Source organism: Bradyrhizobium sp. CB1015 (assembly GCF_025200925.1).
In the GTDB taxonomy this organism is placed as follows: Bacteria; Pseudomonadota; Alphaproteobacteria; order Rhizobiales; family Xanthobacteraceae; genus Bradyrhizobium.
Map to the genome: position 1 here is coordinate 5,140,366 of NZ_CP104174.1, position 19,785 is coordinate 5,160,150.

19 protein-coding genes are annotated in these 19,785 nt (G+C 64.1%); 4 read left to right on the top strand and 15 right to left on the bottom strand.

What is annotated here, in order from left to right; translation table 11 throughout:
- Positions 1-468 precede the first annotated feature (468 nt).
- The 5 genes from ltrA to N2604_RS23905 all read right to left on the bottom strand — a co-directional run bounded on the left by ltrA (position 469) and on the right by N2604_RS23905 (position 6,075).
- The gene (ltrA, locus tag N2604_RS23885) at positions 469-2,001 is read right to left on the bottom strand and encodes a group II intron reverse transcriptase/maturase (RefSeq protein ID WP_409241725.1); all 1,533 of its coding nucleotides are present in this window, start codon (positions 1,999-2,001) and stop codon (positions 469-471) included.
- A gap of 1,234 nt (positions 2,002-3,235) precedes the next feature.
- Positions 3,236-3,493 carry a hypothetical protein gene (locus tag N2604_RS23890; RefSeq protein WP_260370635.1) on the bottom strand — a complete coding sequence of 86 codons (258 nt, stop codon included), beginning with the start codon at positions 3,491-3,493 and terminating at the stop codon, positions 3,236-3,238.
- A gap of 190 nt (positions 3,494-3,683) precedes the next feature.
- The gene (locus tag N2604_RS23895) at positions 3,684-3,896 is read right to left on the bottom strand and encodes a hypothetical protein (RefSeq protein ID WP_260370636.1); all 213 of its coding nucleotides are present in this window, start codon (positions 3,894-3,896) and stop codon (positions 3,684-3,686) included.
- Between the two features lie 151 nt (positions 3,897-4,047).
- The gene (locus N2604_RS23900; RefSeq protein WP_167361664.1) at positions 4,048-4,224 is read right to left on the bottom strand and encodes a hypothetical protein; all 177 of its coding nucleotides are present in this window, start codon (positions 4,222-4,224) and stop codon (positions 4,048-4,050) included.
- Positions 4,225-4,338: 114 nt separating this feature from the next.
- The gene (locus tag N2604_RS23905; protein WP_260370637.1) at positions 4,339-6,075 is read right to left on the bottom strand and encodes an adenylate/guanylate cyclase domain-containing protein; all 1,737 of its coding nucleotides are present in this window, start codon (positions 6,073-6,075) and stop codon (positions 4,339-4,341) included.
- A 315-nt stretch (positions 6,076-6,390) separates the two neighbouring features.
- Here N2604_RS23905 and N2604_RS23910 point away from each other — a divergent pair, with 315 nt between their 5' ends.
- Positions 6,391-8,580, top strand: a complete 2,190-nt coding sequence (locus N2604_RS23910) for a lytic transglycosylase domain-containing protein (RefSeq protein ID WP_260370638.1) — start codon at positions 6,391-6,393, stop codon at positions 8,578-8,580.
- Between the two features lie 75 nt (positions 8,581-8,655).
- Here N2604_RS23910 and N2604_RS23915 read toward each other — a convergent pair whose 3' ends face one another.
- The 3 genes from N2604_RS23915 to N2604_RS23925 are packed head-to-tail and all read right to left on the bottom strand — an operon-like array spanning position 8,656 to position 9,592.
- Positions 8,656-9,018: a hypothetical protein gene (locus N2604_RS23915; protein WP_260370639.1), complete on the bottom strand. Its 363-nt coding sequence runs from the start codon at positions 9,016-9,018 to the stop codon at positions 8,656-8,658.
- Positions 9,015-9,203, bottom strand: coding sequence for a hypothetical protein (locus tag N2604_RS23920; RefSeq protein WP_260370640.1), 189 nt, complete (start codon positions 9,201-9,203; stop codon positions 9,015-9,017). Before N2604_RS23920 ends, N2604_RS23915 begins: the two co-directional genes overlap by 4 nt.
- Positions 9,200-9,592: a hypothetical protein gene (locus tag N2604_RS23925; protein ID WP_260370641.1), complete on the bottom strand. Its 393-nt coding sequence runs from the start codon at positions 9,590-9,592 to the stop codon at positions 9,200-9,202. The genes N2604_RS23920 and N2604_RS23925 overlap by 4 nt, the downstream gene beginning before the upstream one ends.
- A 639-nt stretch (positions 9,593-10,231) precedes the next feature.
- Here N2604_RS23925 and N2604_RS23930 point away from each other — a divergent pair.
- The 3 genes from N2604_RS23930 to N2604_RS23940 all read left to right on the top strand — a co-directional run bounded on the left by N2604_RS23930 (position 10,232) and on the right by N2604_RS23940 (position 13,363).
- Positions 10,232-12,217 (top strand): PAS domain S-box protein, encoded by a 1,986-nt coding sequence (locus N2604_RS23930; protein ID WP_260370642.1) that lies wholly within the window; start codon positions 10,232-10,234, stop codon positions 12,215-12,217.
- Positions 12,214-12,885 carry a response regulator transcription factor gene (locus tag N2604_RS23935; protein ID WP_260370643.1) on the top strand — a complete coding sequence of 224 codons (672 nt, stop codon included), beginning with the start codon at positions 12,214-12,216 and terminating at the stop codon, positions 12,883-12,885. Before N2604_RS23930 ends, N2604_RS23935 begins: the two co-directional genes overlap by 4 nt.
- 94 nt (positions 12,886-12,979) lie before the next feature.
- Complete coding sequence (locus tag N2604_RS23940; RefSeq protein WP_260370644.1) at positions 12,980-13,363, top strand: response regulator transcription factor; 384 nt, start codon at positions 12,980-12,982, stop codon at positions 13,361-13,363.
- A gap of 109 nt (positions 13,364-13,472) precedes the next feature.
- Here N2604_RS23940 and N2604_RS23945 read toward each other — a convergent pair whose 3' ends face one another.
- The 7 genes from N2604_RS23945 to N2604_RS23975 all read right to left on the bottom strand — a co-directional run bounded on the left by N2604_RS23945 (position 13,473) and on the right by N2604_RS23975 (position 19,782).
- Positions 13,473-14,444 (bottom strand): tripartite tricarboxylate transporter substrate binding protein BugD, encoded by a 972-nt coding sequence (locus tag N2604_RS23945; RefSeq protein ID WP_260370645.1) that lies wholly within the window; start codon positions 14,442-14,444, stop codon positions 13,473-13,475.
- A gap of 80 nt (positions 14,445-14,524) precedes the next feature.
- The gene (locus N2604_RS23950) at positions 14,525-15,766 is read right to left on the bottom strand and encodes a threonine synthase (RefSeq protein ID WP_260370646.1); all 1,242 of its coding nucleotides are present in this window, start codon (positions 15,764-15,766) and stop codon (positions 14,525-14,527) included.
- 144 nt (positions 15,767-15,910) lie between these two features.
- Positions 15,911-17,332, bottom strand: coding sequence for a dihydrolipoyl dehydrogenase (gene lpdA / locus N2604_RS23955; RefSeq protein WP_260370647.1), 1,422 nt, complete (start codon positions 17,330-17,332; stop codon positions 15,911-15,913).
- A gap of 17 nt (positions 17,333-17,349) precedes the next feature.
- Entirely contained in the window at positions 17,350-17,583 is a 234-nt protein-coding gene (locus N2604_RS23960; protein WP_260370648.1) for a hypothetical protein, read from the bottom strand.
- A gap of 22 nt (positions 17,584-17,605) precedes the next feature.
- Complete coding sequence (locus N2604_RS23965) at positions 17,606-18,961, bottom strand: pyruvate dehydrogenase complex dihydrolipoamide acetyltransferase (RefSeq protein ID WP_260370649.1); 1,356 nt, start codon at positions 18,959-18,961, stop codon at positions 17,606-17,608.
- 63 nt (positions 18,962-19,024) lie between these two features.
- Positions 19,025-19,477, bottom strand: a complete 453-nt coding sequence (locus N2604_RS23970) for a nucleoside deaminase (protein ID WP_260370650.1) — start codon at positions 19,475-19,477, stop codon at positions 19,025-19,027.
- A 2-nt stretch (positions 19,478-19,479) separates the two neighbouring features.
- Complete coding sequence (locus tag N2604_RS23975) at positions 19,480-19,782, bottom strand: DUF5076 domain-containing protein (RefSeq protein WP_008547332.1); 303 nt, start codon at positions 19,780-19,782, stop codon at positions 19,480-19,482.
- Positions 19,783-19,785 lie beyond the last annotated feature (3 nt).

Below are 19,785 nucleotides of genomic sequence, written 5' to 3' on the forward strand. Positions count from 1 at the left end.
AGCGATTTTATTCATGTTCGGGTGTGGCCAAAAAGCGGCGGCGGTGCGAACCGCCGGTGATGAGAGTTAAATCCGGGATGGGTGTTGCACAAGCAGCACAATCGTTACCGGAAAGACACGGGCATAGCTACCTTGATACCTCGCCTCGCAACGGTTCACAACCTTCTCTTTTGCGGCAGATGGACTGAACTCCATGCCAGCCGCACGAAAGCACATGCCTCGACTGAGTCGGGTCCGCAGCTCGGGATAAGGATCGTGCTCAGGAACGTGTCCCGGACAAGCTGCAACGCTTTGAGCGTCGCAGCGCAGAGCCGGGACCCAGGGCGATACGGCACGATGCCGCGACGTGGGCCCCGGCTCTGCAGCGCACCGCTGAAGGAGCGCTGCGCTGCGTCCGGGGCACGAGAGCGATGGAGCGCACGCCCTCCCAAATCGTCATTGCGAGCGCAGCGGTCGCGGTAGGGACGCTCATTGCTGAGCGCCCCCCGCACAGATCCGTACGTGCGGCTTTCCCGCATACGGCTCCCACCTCGGGTGAGTGACGGCGAAGCGTGTTCGGGGCCAAGGATGGAGGATTTGTGGCTTGGGGAGCAAGTCGGAGGCAAGCCGCGCAACCCGCTGCCACGTCGTGCCGTCGGTCTGGCTGCGGCGCCGAAGCATTCGCCTCCAGTGTTCGATGACGAAGTAGCGGAAGGCGGCAAGCGCTCGGCTGTTGGTCGGCACCGCATGGTAATTGAAGTACCCGGTGACGACCTGCCGCAGCCATTTGCCCTGTTCGAGCACCGACTGGTGCATGCGCCGTTGCAGCCCCTGCTTCACGGCTTGCAGCTTCGCCCGCATGCGATCCTTGCGAGACTTGCGCCTGATCTGGAACTTGCCTTGCCTGGATCGGCCGCAGATGAAGGTGAAGCCGAGGAAGCTGAAGGTCTCCGGCTTGCCGAGCCCGCGACGCCGGCGGTTGTCCTCCGCATGGCGTCCGAACTCGATCAGCCGGGTCTTCTCGGGATGCAGTGACAGCGCGAACTCCTTAAGCCGTATGCGCAGTTCTTCGAGGAAGTGCCGGGCCTCATCCTCATGCTCAAAGCCGACAATGAAGTCGTCGGCGTATCGCACGATGATCATGTCACCCGTGGCCTCGCGCCGTCGGAAGCGTTCGGCCCACAGATCAAGGGCATAGTGCAGGTAGATGTTGGCAAGCAGCGGCGAGATCACCGCCCCTTGCGCTGTCCCCTGCTCGCTGACCCTGACCGTCCCTTCTTCGAGGACACCCGCCTTGAGCCATTTGCGGATCAGGCGGATGATGCGCTGGTCGCCGATCCGATGCTCTACGAAGCGGATCAGCCATTCCTGGTCCACCGTGTCGAAGAACGCCCGGATGTCGGCGTCGACAATGAAGTTCACCTTTCTGCGCTCGATTCCGACCATGAGCGCATTCATCGCATCGTGCGTGCTGCGCCCGGGCCGGAACCCGTACGAGAACCCGAGGAAGTCTTCCTCATAGATCGCGTTGAGCACAGCGGCCGTTGCCCGCTGGACGATCTTGTCCTCAAGGGCCGCAATCGCCAGGGGTCGCTGCCGTCCGTCCGGCTTCGGGATATAGACCCGCCGCGACGGCTGTGGTCGATACGCGCCCCGGTGGATACGAGCATGCAGGTCCTCGAGATTGGCCTTGAGGTTTTGCTCATAGTCCCGCCACGTCACCCCGTCCGCGCCCGCCGCGGCATGCTTCTTCAGCGCGAAGAACTCCGCCGCGAGCAGGTCGGGATTGATGTGGTGGAGCAGCGCGGTGAACCTCTCCTTCTTCCTTTCCCTTGCCGTTCGCCGTATGCGTTCCAGCGCAGGTGTCACGCTTGTCCGGCTCGGCGTCCGGGACGTGCTTTGCTGGTCCGCATTCCCCTCGGTCACGGCCCTTTGCTCCACCTGCTCCTCCGCGGATCGCTCCGCTTCGTTCGCCGGCTTCCCAGCTACTACGGCCGCATCCGACTTCCCGCACCTGTTCATCATCGGCTTCGGCTCCTCGCCTTCCCGATGCGGACCTTGGAGGCTTGTTGCCATCGGCCAGATGCGGGACCTCCCAGGTTCCGACACGATCCCTTCCTGCGTGATGGGGTCTTCGACCACGGCAGAGCGTCAGTCCCTCGCATAGCGGGACCGCACATGTTGCCTTCGACGTTGCTTACCGTCTCGGCCTCTGCGAGTTTCTGTCTTTCGCGGCTCAATAGCCCACCCCACAGGATCGCTGTGTACGCTTCGCAGCCGCCGTCACCGGCGACCACGCAACACTCGCTACCGGGCGCCCGCTACGGCCTACCCGGACCGGTCTTCCACCGGCTGGATCGCGCCAGCTTCTCCTGGCGCACAAGCAATCCAGAGTCTCTCCGCGGTGGGATTCTGGATTGCTTCGCTGCGCGCGCAATGACGGAGTATGAGGCAGCAGCGTCGCTCGTTCGGCTCGTATTTCAAATCGCAGACATGCCTTCGCATCCTCGCGGCGCATTTCGCCCGAGCCTTGCTTGTCTCGCCGCCCTCTTGAGCCAAGAGGGCGCAGGGAAGGCCGGGTGCCGGCGGCACCCGCGGTCCGCTGCGCGAAAAAGCACGCGCAAAGAAGACCGCACAGCAGCATACAGGTGAAGCCCAACACACGGCCTTCCCTGCGCGATGGTCGGACGGCTTATGCCGCGCTCTCCCGGGAGCCGAGTTCGTTCTGGCCTCCCTCACTCTCGCAAAAGTCGCCGGCACCGCGCCGGTTGACGCGAGGGCCGCATTCGCCAGAGCTTGACCGTAGCAACGACGGCCAGGACCACACGGTTTTGCGGTTCGTTGGCGCCGCAGGGTTCGACGGCGTTGTGCACGTTGCCATCGACATGCCGGCGCGACGAACCTGACAGCGCCGCTCGTCCGTACGAAGCCTCGGGCTCACGGAGAGCAATCCGCCCCGCCCTCGGCATCTCGTACACGACGCTGCCGCGTCCACCGCAAGCCCGGCTCGCGACAATGACGACCGCATGATCGCCCCTCGAGATGAGCCGGGATGGGCGACACATACGATATTTCCGAATTTCGGTAAAGCGGAATGTTTTTGCGCGGGTGGGTTGACAGAGACGCGACACAGGCACGATGCCGTAGCCCGGATGGAGCGCAGCGCAATCCGGGAAAGTGCAAGATGCCGCGCGAGCGGCCAACGGCGGGAGCTCTCGCCGGGAGTCGGGCACCGACGGCCCAGCGACACCGAACATCAGGACCGCCCGCGCAAGCGTTGCGCCTGGGCCCAGGCGACTGCGACGTCGCGTGGCGGGACATCGACGCGCTTGATGGGCGTCAATTCGCCGGAGGCCGAGACGATCGCCGTCTCTTCGCGGCGGCAGCGCGTGCAGACGAAGCGAACCTCATGCGGGGACGCCGACCAGTTCGACCGCTTCACATTGGCCGCCATCGGCCAGGCATCGCAATGCGAGCACGACACCAGAAAACGACCGGGATCGAGCATACCCATTCCATTGGACTCCGCGTCCTGCCGCCTCCTTCAATGATTGATCCATGTGAATCGTTCCGGTGTTCAAGCACCGCTGGCCCTTGGCTCCGGCCGCTACCGGTTCCACGCATCCGCAAAGCGTCGGGTGGACGATTGCGTTGCGACCTCACCGGTGGCGTCGCGCGATTGCGATCCCCTGCAAGTGTCCCGCTCAGCGGGCCCCCTTGAGGGTGCAGGAGGTCGTGCAGGTGACCGTCGTGCCGCGGTCGCACGCTTTGCAAGCGCTGACGCACTGGTTCATGTCGCGTGGATTGTAGCTGTAGTTTCGCAACGGACAGGCGGGCGTCGTCGAACCGGTGATGTCCTGCTCCTGATCGCAGGCCGCCGTCATGAGCGCGAATATGATCACTGCAACGAGGCGCATGGGATTGCCCTGTCAGGCATGGCAAATCACACTCACGAGGCGCGCTGCATTGCAACGAACCCCGGCCTTCCCACCACGAGCGTCGCCGATCAGCGATACTCGCTTGCTGCAAGAATGCGCGCCAAACGTTAAGAACGGATTTCAGCAGGCTTCAGGCCGCAGCTGTCGTCGCGATCGCCTGCCGGATATCGACGGCCAGCTGACGGTACTGTTCCCCGAGCTTCAAATAGAACTCGCGCTTGCTGCTGTCGGTGGCGAGCTTGGCGATCAGCTCGCATTCGGCGGTGAGCGTCTCGAACCGTTCGAGCCTGTCCTCGAGATGTGTCATCGGCGTGTCCCCATCAGACGCCTCAGGGACGTCCAACCTAAGCCCGGGAAATAGGTCACGGCGAACATCGTTATAGAGTAGCATCTTTTTTCCGTGTCGGACCGCAAGGCACGGCTATTTCTGCTCCAGCCGCCACACGCCGTCCCAATTGGGATCCGGCGGATTGGCCGCAAACTGCGCGATGCGGCCGAGCATCGTGCGCGAGGGGCCGTCGCCGGGGATCGCCTCGAGCGCCGCGTTGAAGGCGGCGCGCGCCTCGTCGAAGCGCCGGCCGCGATAGGCGGCGAGAGCATCGGCATAATGCGTGCGCAAACTTGCTTGCGCCTCAGTGAGTGCGCCCGACCTCGCCATCACCTCGAAGATCGCCTGCGGCGCGCTTTGGCCCGCGACTGCCAGACGATCGATCTCGCGCAATTCCAGGCGCGACCCGATCCCGTCCGCAGTCGCCTGCGAGATCAGGATGCGGGTGCCGTAGACCTTGTTGACGGCCTCCAGCCGCGAGGCGAGGTTCACGGCATCGCCCATCACGGTGAAGCTCATCATCAGCTCGGATCCGATGCTGCCGGTCAGGACCTCGCCCGTGGCGATGCCGATGCGCAGATCGCACGGCGCCGGCATGGCGCGGATGCCGAGCAGATCCGGCAGCTGCTTCTGCAGCGCAGGCACCTGATCGGCCATCTCGACCGCGGCAAGTCCGGCGAGCAGACCCTGCTCGTCCTCCTCGATGAAGGGAGGTCCCCAATAGGACATGATGGCGTCGCCGATATATTTGTCGATGATGCCGCGATTGTTTCTGATCCGAGCGGACATCACCGTGAAATAGTGGTTCATGACCTTGACGAGGCCGCGCGGGGTCATGCCCTCGCTCATCGAGGTGAAGCCGCTCATGTCGCAGAACATGATGGTCATCACCCGGCGCTCGCCGTCGATGGCGACCTCCGGTCGGTCGATCAGGCCCTGCACCACCTTCGGGTCGATGTAACGGCCGAAGGTCTCGCGAATGCGCTCGTTTTGCCTGAGCTGCTCGATCATGCGGTTGAAGGCCGCAGCGAGCTCGCCGATCTCGTCCTGCGTCGAGACGGTGATGGGCTTGTCGAACCGGCCCGCCTCGACCTCGCGGGCGCCGGCCAGCAGCAGCCGTACCGGGCGCGTGATGCCGCTGCTCACCAGCAGCGCAAAGACGAAGCCGACGATCGCCGCGAGCAGGGTCACGACGCCCGAAACGATGATCGCCTGATGCTGGCGGCTGATCACCTGCGACGTCGAGAAATAGACCTGCGTCAGCATGTCGGCGCGGACCGCATCGACCTTCCGATTGAACGCATCGCGCAGCGTGTCGAGGTGTTCCAGCGTGCCACGGGCCTCGGCCATATCCTTGGCCTCGACCTGCTTGAGCAGTTTCGCATTGCCCTCGTCCAGATCGCGCCGCAGCTCGGTGACGGCACTTTCGATCCGGACATCGAGCCGTGCCAGCGCGGCATTGTCGGAATACGTCCTGGGGTCGTCGATGATCGCGTTGATGAGCTTCCGTGCCGCCTCGGCCTCCTCCTCGAACTTCCGGTCCAACGCCTCGAAGTTGCGAAGCCGCGCCGCATAGGCCTCCTCGTCCGACGGCGACTCCATCCTGGTCATCACCATCCGCCGCAGCGCCAGCGCCCGCTCCAGCGAGCGGATGTTCGCGCGCGCCAGATGGCTATAGGCCGGGATGTAGCGGTTGGTCAGCTCGTCGAGCAAAATGCCGACCTGGCTGGACATCACCATCGACAGGATCGAGGTGACCAGCATCAGGACGATCAATCCGAGAGCGATGCCGACGATCTTGCGCCGGATCGACTGGTTGAAAATCGGCATAGGTGCAGGGCAAAGGCTGAAAGGATGAAGCGAGGGAACTCATACACCGGATTTGGCCGACGGAACACGCGCAATCTGGCCGTTCTGACGTCCTGTGCCGTGCGCAATCGTCGCGCGAGCCCTGATCGTTAACAAAGGTTAAAACCGCTGCCTCTTCCGCCCTTTCGGAAGTTCCCCAGTTCCAATCCGTATTTTGCCGCATTGTTGCGACAGCTTGAGGATGCGACACGATGCCGATGCATCGTTCGATGCCTTGATTCGCAAGCCGCATGTGCGGACCTTGGTTTGTAGTGGTTTCGCAGGGGGGACCATCGAATGAACCAGTGCCTACGCTCGCTCGCGTGTGTCGTTGCCGTGGCCGCAATGGCCCTCCTTCCTGCCGAGCTGGCGGCGAAGAGCAGTCACAAATCATCCGCACCGAAGAAGACGCATGAGGCGAAAGGCGGCAAGCATCGCCACGCCGCCGCCGGCAAAGCGCGCCACGGCAAGCACGCCGAGGCCCAGCGCAAATCGAAGAAGACGGTCGAGGAGCCCGCGGACAAGCCGGCGCCGCCGCCGCTGACCGGCGATCTGGCCGCGCTGAAGGACGCCATCGATCTGACGCGCAAGGGCAAGACCGAGGACGCGAGCGCTGCGCGCGACCGCATCACAGACCCTGCCGGACAGAAGCTCGCCGACTGGTTCATGCTGCGCCATTCCGAGAGCACCGCGAGTTTCAAGCGCTACGCCGCCTTCCTCGCCGCCAATCCCGATTGGCCGAGCAGCGCCCTGCTCCGCCGCCGTGCCGAGGCACGGCTGTGGCAGGAGAAGGCCGACGCCGCCATTGTGCACAAGTTCACGATGGATCGCCCGACCAGCGCCAAGGGCAAGTTCGCGCTCGCGCGGGTGCTGCTCGCCGAAGGCGAGACCGACAGGGCTGCGCGGCTCGTCCGGGAAACCTGGCGCGCGGAAGAATTGTCCGAGCGGAGCGAAGAGGATTCTTACGAGGCCTTCCGTGATCTGCTCACGGCGGACGATCATCGCGCCCGCATGGACAAGCGTCTCGGCGCCAAGGATTACGCAGGCGCGCGGCGCGCGGCCAAGCGGCTCGGCGAGGATGCGCTTGCTATCGTCAAGGCCTGTGCCGCCGTCACCGGCAAGGCCAACAAGGCCAAGGACTATCTCGCGGACGTGCCGGCCGAAGCACGCCGCGATCTCGGCTATGTGCTATGCCGCGCGCAATGGCACCTGCAGAAGGACCGCATCGACGACGCCGCCGAGGTGATCCTCGCCGCCGCGCCCGACACCATGGCGGCCCAGGACACCGACGCGTGGTGGCGCGAGCGCCGCCTGCTCGCGCGCAAGCTGCTCGACCAGGGTAAGTCCAGGACAGCCTACGACGTGGTGCGCACGGCCGCGGTGCCGGAAAAGGAAGTCTATCGCGTCGACCATCACTTCATGTGCGGCTGGATCGCGCTGCGCTTTCTAAACGATCCCAAGACGGCGATGATGCACTTCGCCGCGATCGATGAAGGCTCGGCCAATCCGATCGCGCTGTCCCGGGCGCATTACTGGCGCGGCCGCGCCGCCGAAGCCATGGGCGCGACGGCCGATGCGCGCATGAGCTATCGGGCAGCGGCGCGCTATCAGACCGCCTATTACGGCCAGCTCGCCCGCGCCAAGCTCGGCCTCGACGGAATCGAGCTGCGTGCGCCCTCACCCGTGCTGGCCTCGACCGAGACGCAGCTTGCGGACGAGCGCGTGCGCGCCGCGGACATGCTCTACGGCATCGGCGAGCGCGACATGGTGTTCTACTACGCCGAGGATTTCGCCAAGGAGAGCACCGACGTCGCCGCGCTCGAGGCGCTCGCCGAGCTCGCCGGCCGGCGCAACGATGCGCGCGTGATGCTGGAGGTCGGCAAGACCGCGCTGGCGCGCGGGCTCGCGCTCGACCATTACGCGTTCCCGACCATCGGCATTCCCGAGCACAAGCAGGTTGCGCCTGCGATCGAGACCAGCGTGATCTATTCGGTGGCGCGCACCGAGAGCTCGTTCGATCAGCGCGACAAGTCGCCGGCCAACGCGGTCGGGCTGATGCAGGTAACGCCGGAAGCAGGCCGCGACACGGCAAAACGCTTTGGCCTGACCTACGACTGGGACAGGATGGTGTCCGATCCCGTCTACAACACGCAGATGGGCGCGGCCGAGCTCAGTGCGCTCCTGTCGGAATATCGCGGCAACCAGATCATGACCTTCGCCGGCTACAATGCCGGCCGCGGCCGCGTGCGCGAATGGGTACAGGCGCGCGGCGATCCACGCGACCCCAACGTCGATCCGGTCGACTGGGTCGAGCGCATCCCGCTGTCGGAGACGCGAAACTACGTCCAGCGCGTGATGGAGAACGTGCTGGTCTACCGCGCAAGGTTCGAGGGCAGCGGCATGGTCGCCGGCAAGAGCGACCAGCGCGTGGTGACGCACGAGGCCGGCGCAGCGGAGCCAATGGCGGCCGCAGCACCCGTTCCCTGATCGACGCCGCCGGGGCTGGACGCGGCGCCTGCAAGGATACGGTGCTGCGGCTTCCACGCGAGTGCAGTCGCGCCGCTAGGTGTCACCTCCTTCCATGGTGATCGGATCGCGACTGTCCAAATATGCGCCGGTCAAAGCTCTCGCGAAGGTCCAGGCGTTGATCGTGCAGCTCCACCACCAGACGGCACTCATGACCGTCAACGTCTCGATCATGCTGCCAGCGGCAAGCTCGACGCTCCCTAGGGCCGGTTCTGTCCGCCCAGACACCGGCCATTGCATGAACAGCGTGGAGAATTCGCCGCGCCGATAACAATTGTCGTCACAGTAACGGCGCTGCGTCCGCGCATGGCGCACGTAGCCGGAGCGAAGTGACCGCGAGCATGTGCTGCACGTGGCCGCGTGCAACGGGGGCTCGTGATTGACCACGACGAACTTCATGAAGCCGCTCTCACGCCATCTTTCGCGAGCGTCTCGCAGAACAGCGCGTAGCACTGATGATTGCAGTAAGGCAGACGGGTCGCGATCTCGCGCAGATAGCTGCCGCTGATCGGCTCGCCGCACTGCATGCACGAGGTCTGCCGGAACGGGGTCCGGCCGTTGACCAGCACGAACGCGAATCTCATGTGGCACCTCCCAAAGCGAAGCAGTAAACGCTGTCGAGCGGAGACAGTGCGGGCGGTGGAGCGCACAGATGGTTTCGGCCGTCCGGATTATCCCTGTTTCGCTCCACCTTTTGCGGTGGGATCAGAATGTATCTCCCGTCCTCCCGGCGCCGCGCATAGATCTGGCCGTCGATGTACTTGATGTCGGTCGGATAACAGTCGGCGCTGTTGCAACAACTGACGCTCGGGTTGTCCGGCATGTGCCAGGTGGAATAGAATTTTTCGTGCAGCGCCTGGTCCTGGGGTGGGTGCTGGCGATGAACTGCACCGTGCCCCGTCTCCTGTGCCTGGGCGGCCGCGATGGGGACGATGAGAACGATCCAGCAGAAGAGCTTGCATGAGCGGTTCAACGCACGGCCTCCCGGATCAGCTCTCCAATCCAGCCTTATGCGACCTGGGCCCGAAACAACCACCGGCGGTCGCGTTCGCTTCGCGTGCGGAAACGATCAACGCACTTCTTGGAGCAGAGCGCCGTGCGCCAGGAATAGTAGCGGATCAGGCCAAACTTGCCGCCGCACACGGCACAGCCATTGACCGAGGAGCAACTTTCGGACGCCGATAGGCGACGCTCAGGAAGTACCGACATATCGCACATTGTTGTCTCCCTCTGTTGCTTGCACTTTTCTCAGTTGTTCCCTTCGACACTCCCGATGGTCGAGAGGCTAGTCCGCCGGGCACGAAGCGCTCAATTGTACGGAGGTAAAATGGCCGACATGACTAGGAATGGAGGAGCTATACCTAGGTTTGTCCCGTATTCGCCCGGGCCTACGCTGCTCGAGTTCAACGAGACGGCGCACGACGCTCCGGCTGCACGGCCACCGTGAAACCTTGCCGGCACGGTCTCCTTGAAGCGCCGCAATGGACCCGGCGGCGAGCGGACTGTCCAAAGGCGAACGTCATGACGGCCGATCCGACTTTGGCTGGAATTGCTCCTCTCGCCGCAACGTGCTCTACTCACGTTCACACAGAGAGTGCCGGGAGCGTCTGCGATGAAGCCTGGCCGGGCAGCGACGTTCGGGAAGTCAGCCACGCAATTCCTCGTCGGCTGTCTGAGGCAAACTGTCCCGGCTAAGCAGCGCACCGATCCCAATGCCGCCGACTTGCTCGAGGCGGTCAAGCAGTGGCAGCAGGTGTTCGAGCACACGCCGGTCATGTACTTCATGGTCGATCCGGCCGGTACCGTGATCAACGTCAACACGTTCGGCGCCGAGCAGCTGGGCTACACGCCGGAGGAGTTGATCGGCCGATCCGTGCTGGATGTCTTCCTTGCGGAAGATCGCCCGACTGTCCGCGCCTGTGTCGCGTTGTGCCTCAAGACCCTTGACCAGTCGCACACCTGGGAAATCCGGAAGGTTCGCAAGGACGGCTCGATGTTATGGGTGCGCGAGAACGCCAAGGCCATGCTGAGGGCCAATGGCGGGCCAATCGTGCTGGTCGCCTGCGAGAACATCACCGAGCGCAAGGAGGCAGAGAACGCGCTGCGACAGAGCGAGGCTTACCTCGCCCAGGCGCAGGAATTGAGCCACACCGGTAGTTTCGGCTGGAAGGCCGCAACCCGCGAGATCACCTGGTCCAAAGAGACCTATCGCATCTTCCAATGCGAAGAGGGGAGGAAGCCCGCGATCCCATTCATGCTCCAGCGGATCCATCCGGAGGACCGGCTCGCCGTGCAGCAGACGACGGGCCGGGCGGCGCGCGAGGGGGAAGATTACGATCACGAATACCGGCTGGTGATGCCCGACGGTTCCATCAAATACGTTCGAGCGGTGGCACGGGCGACGCGAGATTCCAACGGTCGCGTGGAGTTCGTCGGATCGGTGACCGACATCACGGCGACCAAGGAGGCCGAACGCAGGCTTCGTGAGAGCGAGCAGCGCTTTCGAGACTACGCCGAAACCGCATCTGACTGGTTCTGGGAAACCGGGCCGGACCACCGCGTCACCCAGATATCGGAACACTCGGATACCAACACTGTCCCCGCGGGCCTGATCGGGCTCACACGCTGGGACATTGCTCCCGACGCCGCTCTCGAGCCCGAAAAATGGCGGCAACATCGAGCGGCGCTCGACGCTCACGTCCCGTTCCGCGACTTGGTGTATCGCAGCAAAGACCGCAATGGGCAGCCGATCTACGTCCGAACCAGCGGTAAGCCGTTCTTCGACGCCGACGGCGCTTTCCTGGGCTACCGCGGCGTTTGCTCAGACGTGACCGCAGCCATCCGGGCCAATCAAGCCGAAGACGCGCTACGCAAGGCCCAGGCCGAGCTCGCCCATGTGACACGTGTCACGACACTGGGTGAGCTGACCGCTTCGATTGCCCACGAAATCAATCAGCCGCTCGCTGCAGTGATCGCAAACGCCGACGCCTGCCTCGCCTGGCTGCAGCGCAGTCCGCCGGATCTCAAAGCGGCCCGCCGCTCCGTGGAATGGATCATCGAGGACGGCAGGCGTGCCGGCGACGTGATCCGTCACGTTCGAGCGCTCGCCAAGCAGTCTGACATCGAGATGGTTCCGATCGACGCCAATGCGATCGTGCGCGAGGCCGTCGCGCTCGTTCAGCGCGAGATGGCCAGCCACGCCGTGTCCGTCCGCATGGAGCTGTCGTCGGCACTGCCAAAGATCTTTGGCGATCGCATCCAATTGCAGCAGGTCCTGATCAACCTGATCATGAACGGGATCGAGGCCATGGAAGACGTTCACGATCGCCCGCGCGAGCTGGCGATCCGATCAGAGGCGAGCGGCGATGGCGCGATGCAGGTGAGTGTTTCCGACCGCGGAGTCGGCATCAGCGAACAGGCGATAGACCGCCTGTTCACGCCGTTCTTTACCACGAAGTCCTCCGGCATGGGCATGGGTCTGTCGATCTGTCGATCGATCATCGAGGCCCATGGCGGACGACTTTCCGCCATGCCAAATCAGGAGCGCGGCGCGACTTTTCAGATTACCTTGCCCCTCCACCGAGAGGAAGCATCGTGACCGAGCGCGCGGACTCTTCGCCGCCGCAGAAGGATGGCGATCAGCCCATTGTCCTCATCGTCGACGACGACGCGTCCATGCGCCGTGCGCTCACCAATCTGTTCGAGTCGGTCGGTCTCAAGGTCGAAGCATTCGGCTCGGCGCCGCAGCTTCTCCAGGCCAAGCCGCCAGACGTCCCAAGCTGCCTGGTGCTCGACATCCGCCTGCCCGGAACGAGCGGCCTCGAGCTGCAGGCCGACCTTGCCAAGGCAAATATCCACACGCCCATCATCTTCATCACCGGTCATGGCGATATTCCCATGACGGTTCGGGCCATGAAGAGCGGGGCGATCGACTTCTTGACCAAGCCGGTCCGCGATCAGGACATTCTCGACGCAGTCCAGGCCGCGATCGAGCGAGACCGCAAGCGCCGCGACCTCAACAGGACGGTCTCGACGGTCAGATCACGCTTCGAGACACTGTCCTCGAGAGAGCGAGACGTATTGTCGCTGGTGACGTCCGGCCTGATGAACAAGCAGGTGGCCGCCCAGCTCGGATTGGCTGAAATCACCGTCAAAATCTACCGCGGCCAGATCATGCGGAAAATGGGCGCGAAGTCGCTGGCCGATCTGGTGAGAATGAGCGAGGCCCTCGGGATTGGCCCGAACAAGTCCGATTCACAAACCTAAGTATGAGTTTTCAATCGTGACCGGCAGGTCCACCTTACGCCTTTATGTTGGCCGTGGCGACGGCAAGCGTAATTCCCGGCGAGGAGCGGACGTCTTGTCAGTGGCTTCGGTCATCTCGGTGCTTGACGACGACCCTTACGTTCGGGCCGCGATCAATAATCTCTTGGAATCGCGCGGATACAACGTCCACACATTCGCCTCGGCGGAAGAGTTCTTGAGCTCGACGGATTCGAGCGACACCTCGTGCGTGATCGCCGACGTGCAGATGCCGCTGATGTCCGGAATCGACCTGTTGGCGCAGATGCGGGCGCAGGGTTCGGCCACGCCTTTCATATTGATCACAGCTTTCCCGGATGAGGGCGTGCGGGTGCGGGCGCTCAATGCGGGCGCAATCTGTTTTCTCGGTAAGCCGTTCGCTGCCTCGGATCTGATGCAATGCCTGGACCAGGCGCTGGCACCAGATCACCAAACCACGTAGTGAGCGCCCCGCTGCCAGCAAACGCGGCGCTGACCGAGATGGCCGCGTTGCGGCCTGCTCAGAATATTCGCGGTACCTCGCCACACCGCGAGGCCTGCGCCGCCCGGTTTCAATCCACCTTGATGTTCGCCGCCTTGATGATCGGCCACCATTTCGCGATCTCCGCCTTCTGCCGCGTGCCGAGCGCTTCGGGCGTGAGCTGATCCTTGGGCGTCATCTCCAGGCCCTGGCTTTCGAGCTGCTTCCTCACCGCAGGATCGTTCAGCGCTTCGACGGCCGCGACGTTGAGCTTTGCGACGATCTCCTTCGGTGTGCCCTTCGGCACCCACATGCCCGACCACAGCGTCATGTTGAAGCCTTTCAGGCCCGCCTCCTCCGCAGTCGGGATTTCGGGCGCGGAGGCGAGGCGCTTGTCGTCGGTGACGGCGTAGGCGCGGATGGTGCCGGCGCGGACCTGGCTGATGGAGTTGGAGGTCTGGTCGACCATGATGTCGATCTGGCCGGCGATGAGATCGTTCAATGCCGGCGCAGTGCCGCGATACGGCACGTATTGCAGCTTGATGCCGGAGACGCTCTCGAAATAGACGCCGGCAATGTGGCTGCCGGAGCCCGCGCCGGCCGTGCCGGCGGTCGGCGGCGACGGCCGCGACTTCAGCCAGTCCAACAGCTCCTTCAGCGAGGTCGCGGGCACCGCATTCTTGCTGACCACGATCATCGGGTTGCTCGGCAGCAGCACCACCGGCTCGAGATCGGCGACGAGGTCGAATTTGAGCTTGTAGACGGCGCCGTTGGCGACGTGGGTGCCGAGGTGGCCGAACGAGATGGTGTAGCCGTCCGGCGGCGATTGCACGGCACGGCCGACACCGATCGAGCCGCCTGCGCCGGTCACGTTCTCGACCACCAGGGGCTGGCCGAGCGAGCCCCGCATCCGCTCGGCGAGTACGCGTGCCATCGCATCCGAAGGCCCGCCGGCCGCGAACGGCACGATGATGGTGATGGGATGGGAGGGATAGTCGTCGGCGCGCGCGGCGCCTGCAACCGCGAGAACAGCAATCAGCGCAGCCCAGAAGGCCTTCTTCATGGTCTTCTCCCCAGCGATGTCGATATTGTTCTTGCTCTTCCCGCGTACGGGAAGAGGATCATTCGTGGCGTATTGCCGCGCTAGAACTTCGAATAGTCGATCGGCTTGTGGCGATCGAGCGTGCGGGTGACCGGCGGCAGCGGGTATTTGAGGCCGGTCGCACAGTTGAACAACATGACGCGGTCGGTCTTGCTGACGCGACCGTCGGCGAGGCCCTCCTTGTAGGCGGCGTAGGTCGCAGCACCCTCGGGGCAGAGCAGCAGCCCCTCCTCGCGCGCGACCTCGTTCAGCGCCGCCGAAATCTTGTCGTCGTCGACCGCGATGGCAAAGCCCTTGCTCTCGCGCACCGCCCGCAGAATGAGAAAATCGCCGATCGCCTGCGGCACGCGGATGCCTGAGGCGATGGTGTGGGCGTCCTCCCAGCGCGTCGCATGCTCGGTCCCGGCCTCGTAGGCACGCACCATCGGCGCGCAGCCGGAGGCCTGCACCGCGACCATGCGCGGGCGCTTCGAACCGATGAAGCCGATCTTCTCGAGCTCGTCGAACGCCTTCCACATGCCGATCAGGCCGGTGCCGCCGCCGGTCGGATAGAAGATCACGTCGGGCACGTCCCAGCCGAGCTGCTCGGCGAGCTCCAGGCCCATCGTCTTCTTGCCTTCGATGCGGTACGGCTCCTTCAAGGTCGAGGTGTCGAACCAGCCGACCTTGGCCTTGCCCTCGCCGACAATCTTGCCGCAATCGTCGATATAGCCGTTGACGCGGTAGACGGTCGCACCCTGCAGCTCGATCTCGCTGACGTTCACTTCGGGCGTGTCGGCGGGGCAGAAGATCGTGGTCTTGATGCCGCAGCTCGTCGCATAGGCCGCGAGCGCCGCGCCGGCATTGCCGTTGGTCGGCATCGCCATGTGCTTGATGCCGAGCGCCTTGCCCATGGATACCGCCATGACGAGGCCGCGCGCCTTGAACGAGCCGGTCGGCAGTCGTCCCTCGTCCTTCACGATGATCTCGCCGCCGCCGAGCTTCGCACCCAGCTTCGGCAGCCGGATCAGGGGCGTCGTCACCTCGCCGAGCGAGACGATGTCCTTGCATTTGCGCACCGGCAGCAGCTCGCGATAGCGCCACATGTCGCCAGGCCGCTGCGCCAGCGCGTCCTTGGTCAGTGCCTTCTTCACGCCGGCGAGGTCGTAGCGCACCAGAAGCGGCTTGCCGGCCTTGGAGAGGTTGTGGACCTGGTCGGCCGCATAGTGATCACCCTCCATCGCGCATTCGAGATGGGTGACGAAGGTCGGGCGTTCGATGGTGAGGTTGTCGTTGTCGTGCATGGCTTCTTTCTTCTTGCTTATGCCAGTGATCTCTGTCGTCCGTCATTCCGGGGCGATGCATCGAACTATGGTGCGCAATTGCGCACCTGAGAATCTCGAGATTCCGGGTTCGCCTCTTCGAGGCGCCCCGGAATGACGTGTGCCTTAAATATTCAACACCCGTCCATACGCATCCAGCACGGCTTCCTTCATCATCTCCGACAGCGTCGGATGCGGGAAGACCGTGTGCATCAGCTCTTCTTCGGTGGTCTCCAGGTTCATGGCGACAACGTAGCCCTGGATCAGCTCGGTGACCTCGGCACCGACCATGTGAGCCCCTAACAGCTGGCCGGTCTTCTTGTCGAAGATGACCTTCACCAGGCCCTGATCCTCGCCGAGCGCGATCGCCTTGCCGTTGCCGACGAAGGGGAAGCGGCCGACGCGAATCTCGCGGCCGCTCTCCTTGGCCTTGGCTTCGGTCAGGCCCACGGAGGCCACCTGCGGATGGCAATAGGTGCAGCCCGGGATCATGTTCTTGTCCATGGGATGCGGATTGAGGCCCTTGATCGCCTCGACGCAGATCACGCCTTCATGCTCGGCCTTGTGCGCGAGCATTGGGGGACCTGCGACGTCGCCGATGGCGTAGATGCCGGGAACGTTGGTCTTGCCGTGGCCGTCGACCACGATGATGCCGCGGTCGGTTTTAACGCCGAGCTTTTCCAGGCCGAGATTTTCAATGTTGCCGACGACGCCAACCGCCGAGATCACGCGCTCGAACTCGGTCGTGACAGGCTTGCCCTTGCCGTCGTCGATGGTGGCGACGACACTGTCGGCCTTCTTCTCCAGCTTCGTGACCTTCGTCGAGGACATGATCTTGATGCCCTGCTTCTCCAGCCGCTTGCGGGCGAAACCCGCGATCTCGGCATCCTCGACGGGGAGGATCTGAGGCAGCACCTCGACCACGGTGACATCGCTTCCCATGGTGTGGAAGAACGAGGCGAACTCGATGCCGATCGCGCCGGAGCCGACCACCAGCAACGACTTCGGCATCCGCTCCGGCACCATTGCCTCGAAATAGGTCCAGACCAGCTTCTTGTCGGGCTCGAGGCCGGGCAGCACGCGCGGCCGTGCGCCGGTCGCGACGATGATGTGCTTGGCCTGATAGGTCCCCTCGCCCAGCGCGCCCTTCGGGCCCTCGACGTCGGACTTCTTCACCGTGACCTTGCCGGGCGCGTCGATCGAGGCGGCGCCCCAGATCACGCTGACCTTGTTCTTCTTCATCAGGAAGCCGACGCCGTCGTTCAGCCGCTTGGAGACGCCGCGCGAGCGCTGCACCACGGCCTTCGGATCGAACGAGACCTTCTCGGCCGACAGGCCGTAGTCCTTGGCATGCTGCATGTAGTGATAGATCTCGGCCGAACGCAGCAGCGCCTTGGTCGGGATGCAGCCCCAGTTCAGGCAGATGCCGCCGAGATAGGACTTCTCGACGATCGCCGTCTTGAAGCCGAGCTGGGCGGCGCGGATCGCGGTGACATAGCCGCCGGGGCCGGAGCCGATGATGATGACGTCGAAGGATGTATCGGCCATAGCGGCTCCCGTTCAACTCAAGAAGCGCCGCGGGCGCGGCGCTTGACCAGAAAAGATCTCAGCAGCCATTCGAGCACCACCACCAGGACTATGATGGCGAGCGCAGTGAGCACGATTGGCTGGGCGATGTTCCGTGCCAGTTGCTCGCCGGCAAAGAACGCAGAGTGAAGAAAATCGAGCCCGACCGGGTTGAGTGCGACGACAACTCCGAGCAGCAGCGATATCCATGGCCAGCGGGTCCGGACATGCAAGGTTGCCCCCTCTGCCGCGGCGTCAGACCATCATCATGACGGGGTTTTCGATCAGCTGCTTGAACGCGCCGATCAGCTCGGCGCCAAGGGCGCCGTCGATGGCGCGATGATCGCAGGACAGGGTCACGCTCATCATGTGCGCGATCTCGATCTTGCCGCCGCGCACCACGGGACGCTCCTCGCTGGTGCCGACCGCGAGGATGGTCGCATGCGGCGGATTGATCACGGCAGTGAAGTGGCTGATGCCGTACATGCCGAGGTTGGAGACGGCGGTGGTGCCGCCCTGATATTCCTCGGGCTTCAATTTGCGGGAACGTGCGCGCGCGGCAAAGTCCTTCATCTCGTTGGAGATGGTCGACAGCGTCTTGGTCTCAGCCTTGCGGATGATCGGCGTGATCAGTCCGCCCGGCATCGCCACCGCGACGCCGACGTCGGAATGATGGTGCTTGACCATGCCGCTTTCGGTCCAGCTGACGTTGCAGTTCGGGATCTTCTGCAGCGCCACCGCCATCGCCTTGATGACGAAGTCGTTGACCGAAATCTTGTAGAGCGGCTTTTTCTCCTTGTCCTTGGGCGCAGCCGCATTGATCTCCTCACGCGCGGCGAGCAGCTTGCCGATGTCGCAGTCGATGGTGAGATAGAAGTGCGGGACGTTCTGGATCGACGCAGTCAGGCGCTGCGCGATGGTGCGGCGCATGCCGTCATGCGGGACAATGTCGTAGGAGCCCGGCTCGAACAGCGACAGGATCTGCTTGTCCGACATGGTCGGCGCAATCGCCGGCGCGCCTGACGGCGCCGCGGCGGGTGCCTTGAGGCCCTTGCCGGATTTGGCCTGCTCGACGTCGCGCGCGACCACGCGGCCGTGCGGGCCGGTGCCGGTGACCATGCCGACATCGATGCCGGCTTCCTTGGCAAGGCGGCGCGCAAGCGGCGATGAGAACACGCGGCCGCCATGACCATTGGCCTGGGCGGCCGGAGCTGCGGCCTGCGGCGCGGGTGCTGCGGCGGGCGGCGCCGCGGCCTTGGGCGCCGCCGGCGCAGGCGCAGGGGCCGGTGCGGCCGCGGGAGCTTGCGCAGCCTTGGGCGGGGCGGCCGAAGCGCTGGGCTTTGCACTCCCTGCGGCCTTCACGTCCTCGCCCTCGCCGGCGAGCACGGCGATCACGTCGTTGACCGGAACGTCTTGCGTGCCCTCGGGCACCAGGATCTTGGCGATCGTGCCCTCGTCGATCGCCTCGACCTCCATGGTCGCCTTGTCGGTCTCGATCTCGGCGATGACGTCGCCGGACTTGACCTTGTCGCCCTCCTTCTTCAGCCACTTGGCGAGGTTGCCCTTCTCCATCGTCGGCGAGAGAGCGGGCATCAGGATGTTGATGGGCATGCTGACCTCAAGAAGAACTTTGCAAAACGTCGTCTTTCGACAGCGAAGACGAACAGACCGGGTTTAGTTGCCGATGTCGCCCTGCCACAGGCGCTCATTGGCAGGGATGGAACGCCAATTCTTCATCATGGTGATGGAGCGGTCGTCGGCAAGGTCGATCCAGGGGATGCCGAACTTGTCGAGGATGTCCTTGGAGCCGGGGAAAGTGATGGACTCTCCGATCACCACCAGCTTGACCTTGAACAGCGCGAGCGCGCCGGCGCACATCGAGCATGGCGACAGCGTCGTGTACATGACGGTGTCGTGGAACGAAATCGCGCCGGCCTCACGCAGGCAGCTCATCTCCCCGTGCAGAATGGGATTGTTCTCCTGCACGCGGTTGTTGTGGCCGCGGGCGATGATCTTGTTGTCGCGCGTCAGCACCGCGCCGATCGGCAGCCCGCCCTGCGCGATCGAGGCTTCCGCCTCGCGGATCGCCTCGAGCATGAAATCGTAATGATAGGATTCGATCGCCATGGTCAGTGCCCCTTGCCGCGCGGCGTGGTGGTGCCGGTGTCGGTGGGACGCTCGATCTCGGCCTGGAACATGTCGAGGATCCGGTTCAGCGCGTCCTCCTCGGTGTATTCGCTCTCGCGCGCATAGGCGCGCGCGGCGTGGCGGGCGAGATCGACGAGTAAGAGGCCCCACATATCGGGCTCCTCGAAGGCGCGCTGGAATGCCATCGACAGCCCGCCATCCAGCACGAACACGCGCAGGATCTCGACCGCGTCGTCGCGGGTCATGACGTCGGGCGGAAGTGGCTGCTCCTTGGGGCCCGCCATGGT

Excerpts from the sequence above, each read along its gene's own strand:
- N2604_RS23900 (WP_167361664.1), bottom strand. The coding sequence starts at position 4,224 with ATGACACATCTCGAGGACAGGCTCGAACGGTTCGAGACGCTCACCGCC.
- N2604_RS23970 (WP_260370650.1), bottom strand. The coding sequence starts at position 19,477 with ATGGCGATCGAATCCTATCATTACGATTTCATGCTCGAGGCGATCCGC.
- lpdA (WP_260370647.1), bottom strand. The coding sequence starts at position 17,332 with ATGGCCGATACATCCTTCGACGTCATCATCATCGGCTCCGGCCCCGGC.
- N2604_RS23945 (WP_260370645.1), bottom strand. The coding sequence starts at position 14,444 with ATGAAGAAGGCCTTCTGGGCTGCGCTGATTGCTGTTCTCGCGGTTGCA.
- N2604_RS23905 (WP_260370637.1), bottom strand. The coding sequence starts at position 6,075 with ATGCCGATTTTCAACCAGTCGATCCGGCGCAAGATCGTCGGCATCGCT.
- N2604_RS23910 (WP_260370638.1), top strand. The coding sequence starts at position 6,391 with ATGAACCAGTGCCTACGCTCGCTCGCGTGTGTCGTTGCCGTGGCCGCA.
- N2604_RS23895 (WP_260370636.1), bottom strand. The coding sequence starts at position 3,896 with ATGCGCCTCGTTGCAGTGATCATATTCGCGCTCATGACGGCGGCCTGC.
- N2604_RS23930 (WP_260370642.1), top strand. The coding sequence starts at position 10,232 with ATGAAGCCTGGCCGGGCAGCGACGTTCGGGAAGTCAGCCACGCAATTC.
- N2604_RS23965 (WP_260370649.1), bottom strand. The coding sequence starts at position 18,961 with ATGCCCATCAACATCCTGATGCCCGCTCTCTCGCCGACGATGGAGAAG.
- N2604_RS23975 (WP_008547332.1), bottom strand. The coding sequence starts at position 19,782 with ATGGCGGGCCCCAAGGAGCAGCCACTTCCGCCCGACGTCATGACCCGC.
- N2604_RS23920 (WP_260370640.1), bottom strand. The coding sequence starts at position 9,203 with ATGAGATTCGCGTTCGTGCTGGTCAACGGCCGGACCCCGTTCCGGCAG.
- N2604_RS23950 (WP_260370646.1), bottom strand. The coding sequence starts at position 15,766 with ATGCACGACAACGACAACCTCACCATCGAACGCCCGACCTTCGTCACC.
- N2604_RS23890 (WP_260370635.1), bottom strand. The coding sequence starts at position 3,493 with ATGGGTATGCTCGATCCCGGTCGTTTTCTGGTGTCGTGCTCGCATTGC.
- ltrA (WP_409241725.1), bottom strand. The coding sequence starts at position 2,001 with ATGAACAGGTGCGGGAAGTCGGATGCGGCCGTAGTAGCTGGGAAGCCG.
- N2604_RS23915 (WP_260370639.1), bottom strand. The coding sequence starts at position 9,018 with ATGAAGTTCGTCGTGGTCAATCACGAGCCCCCGTTGCACGCGGCCACG.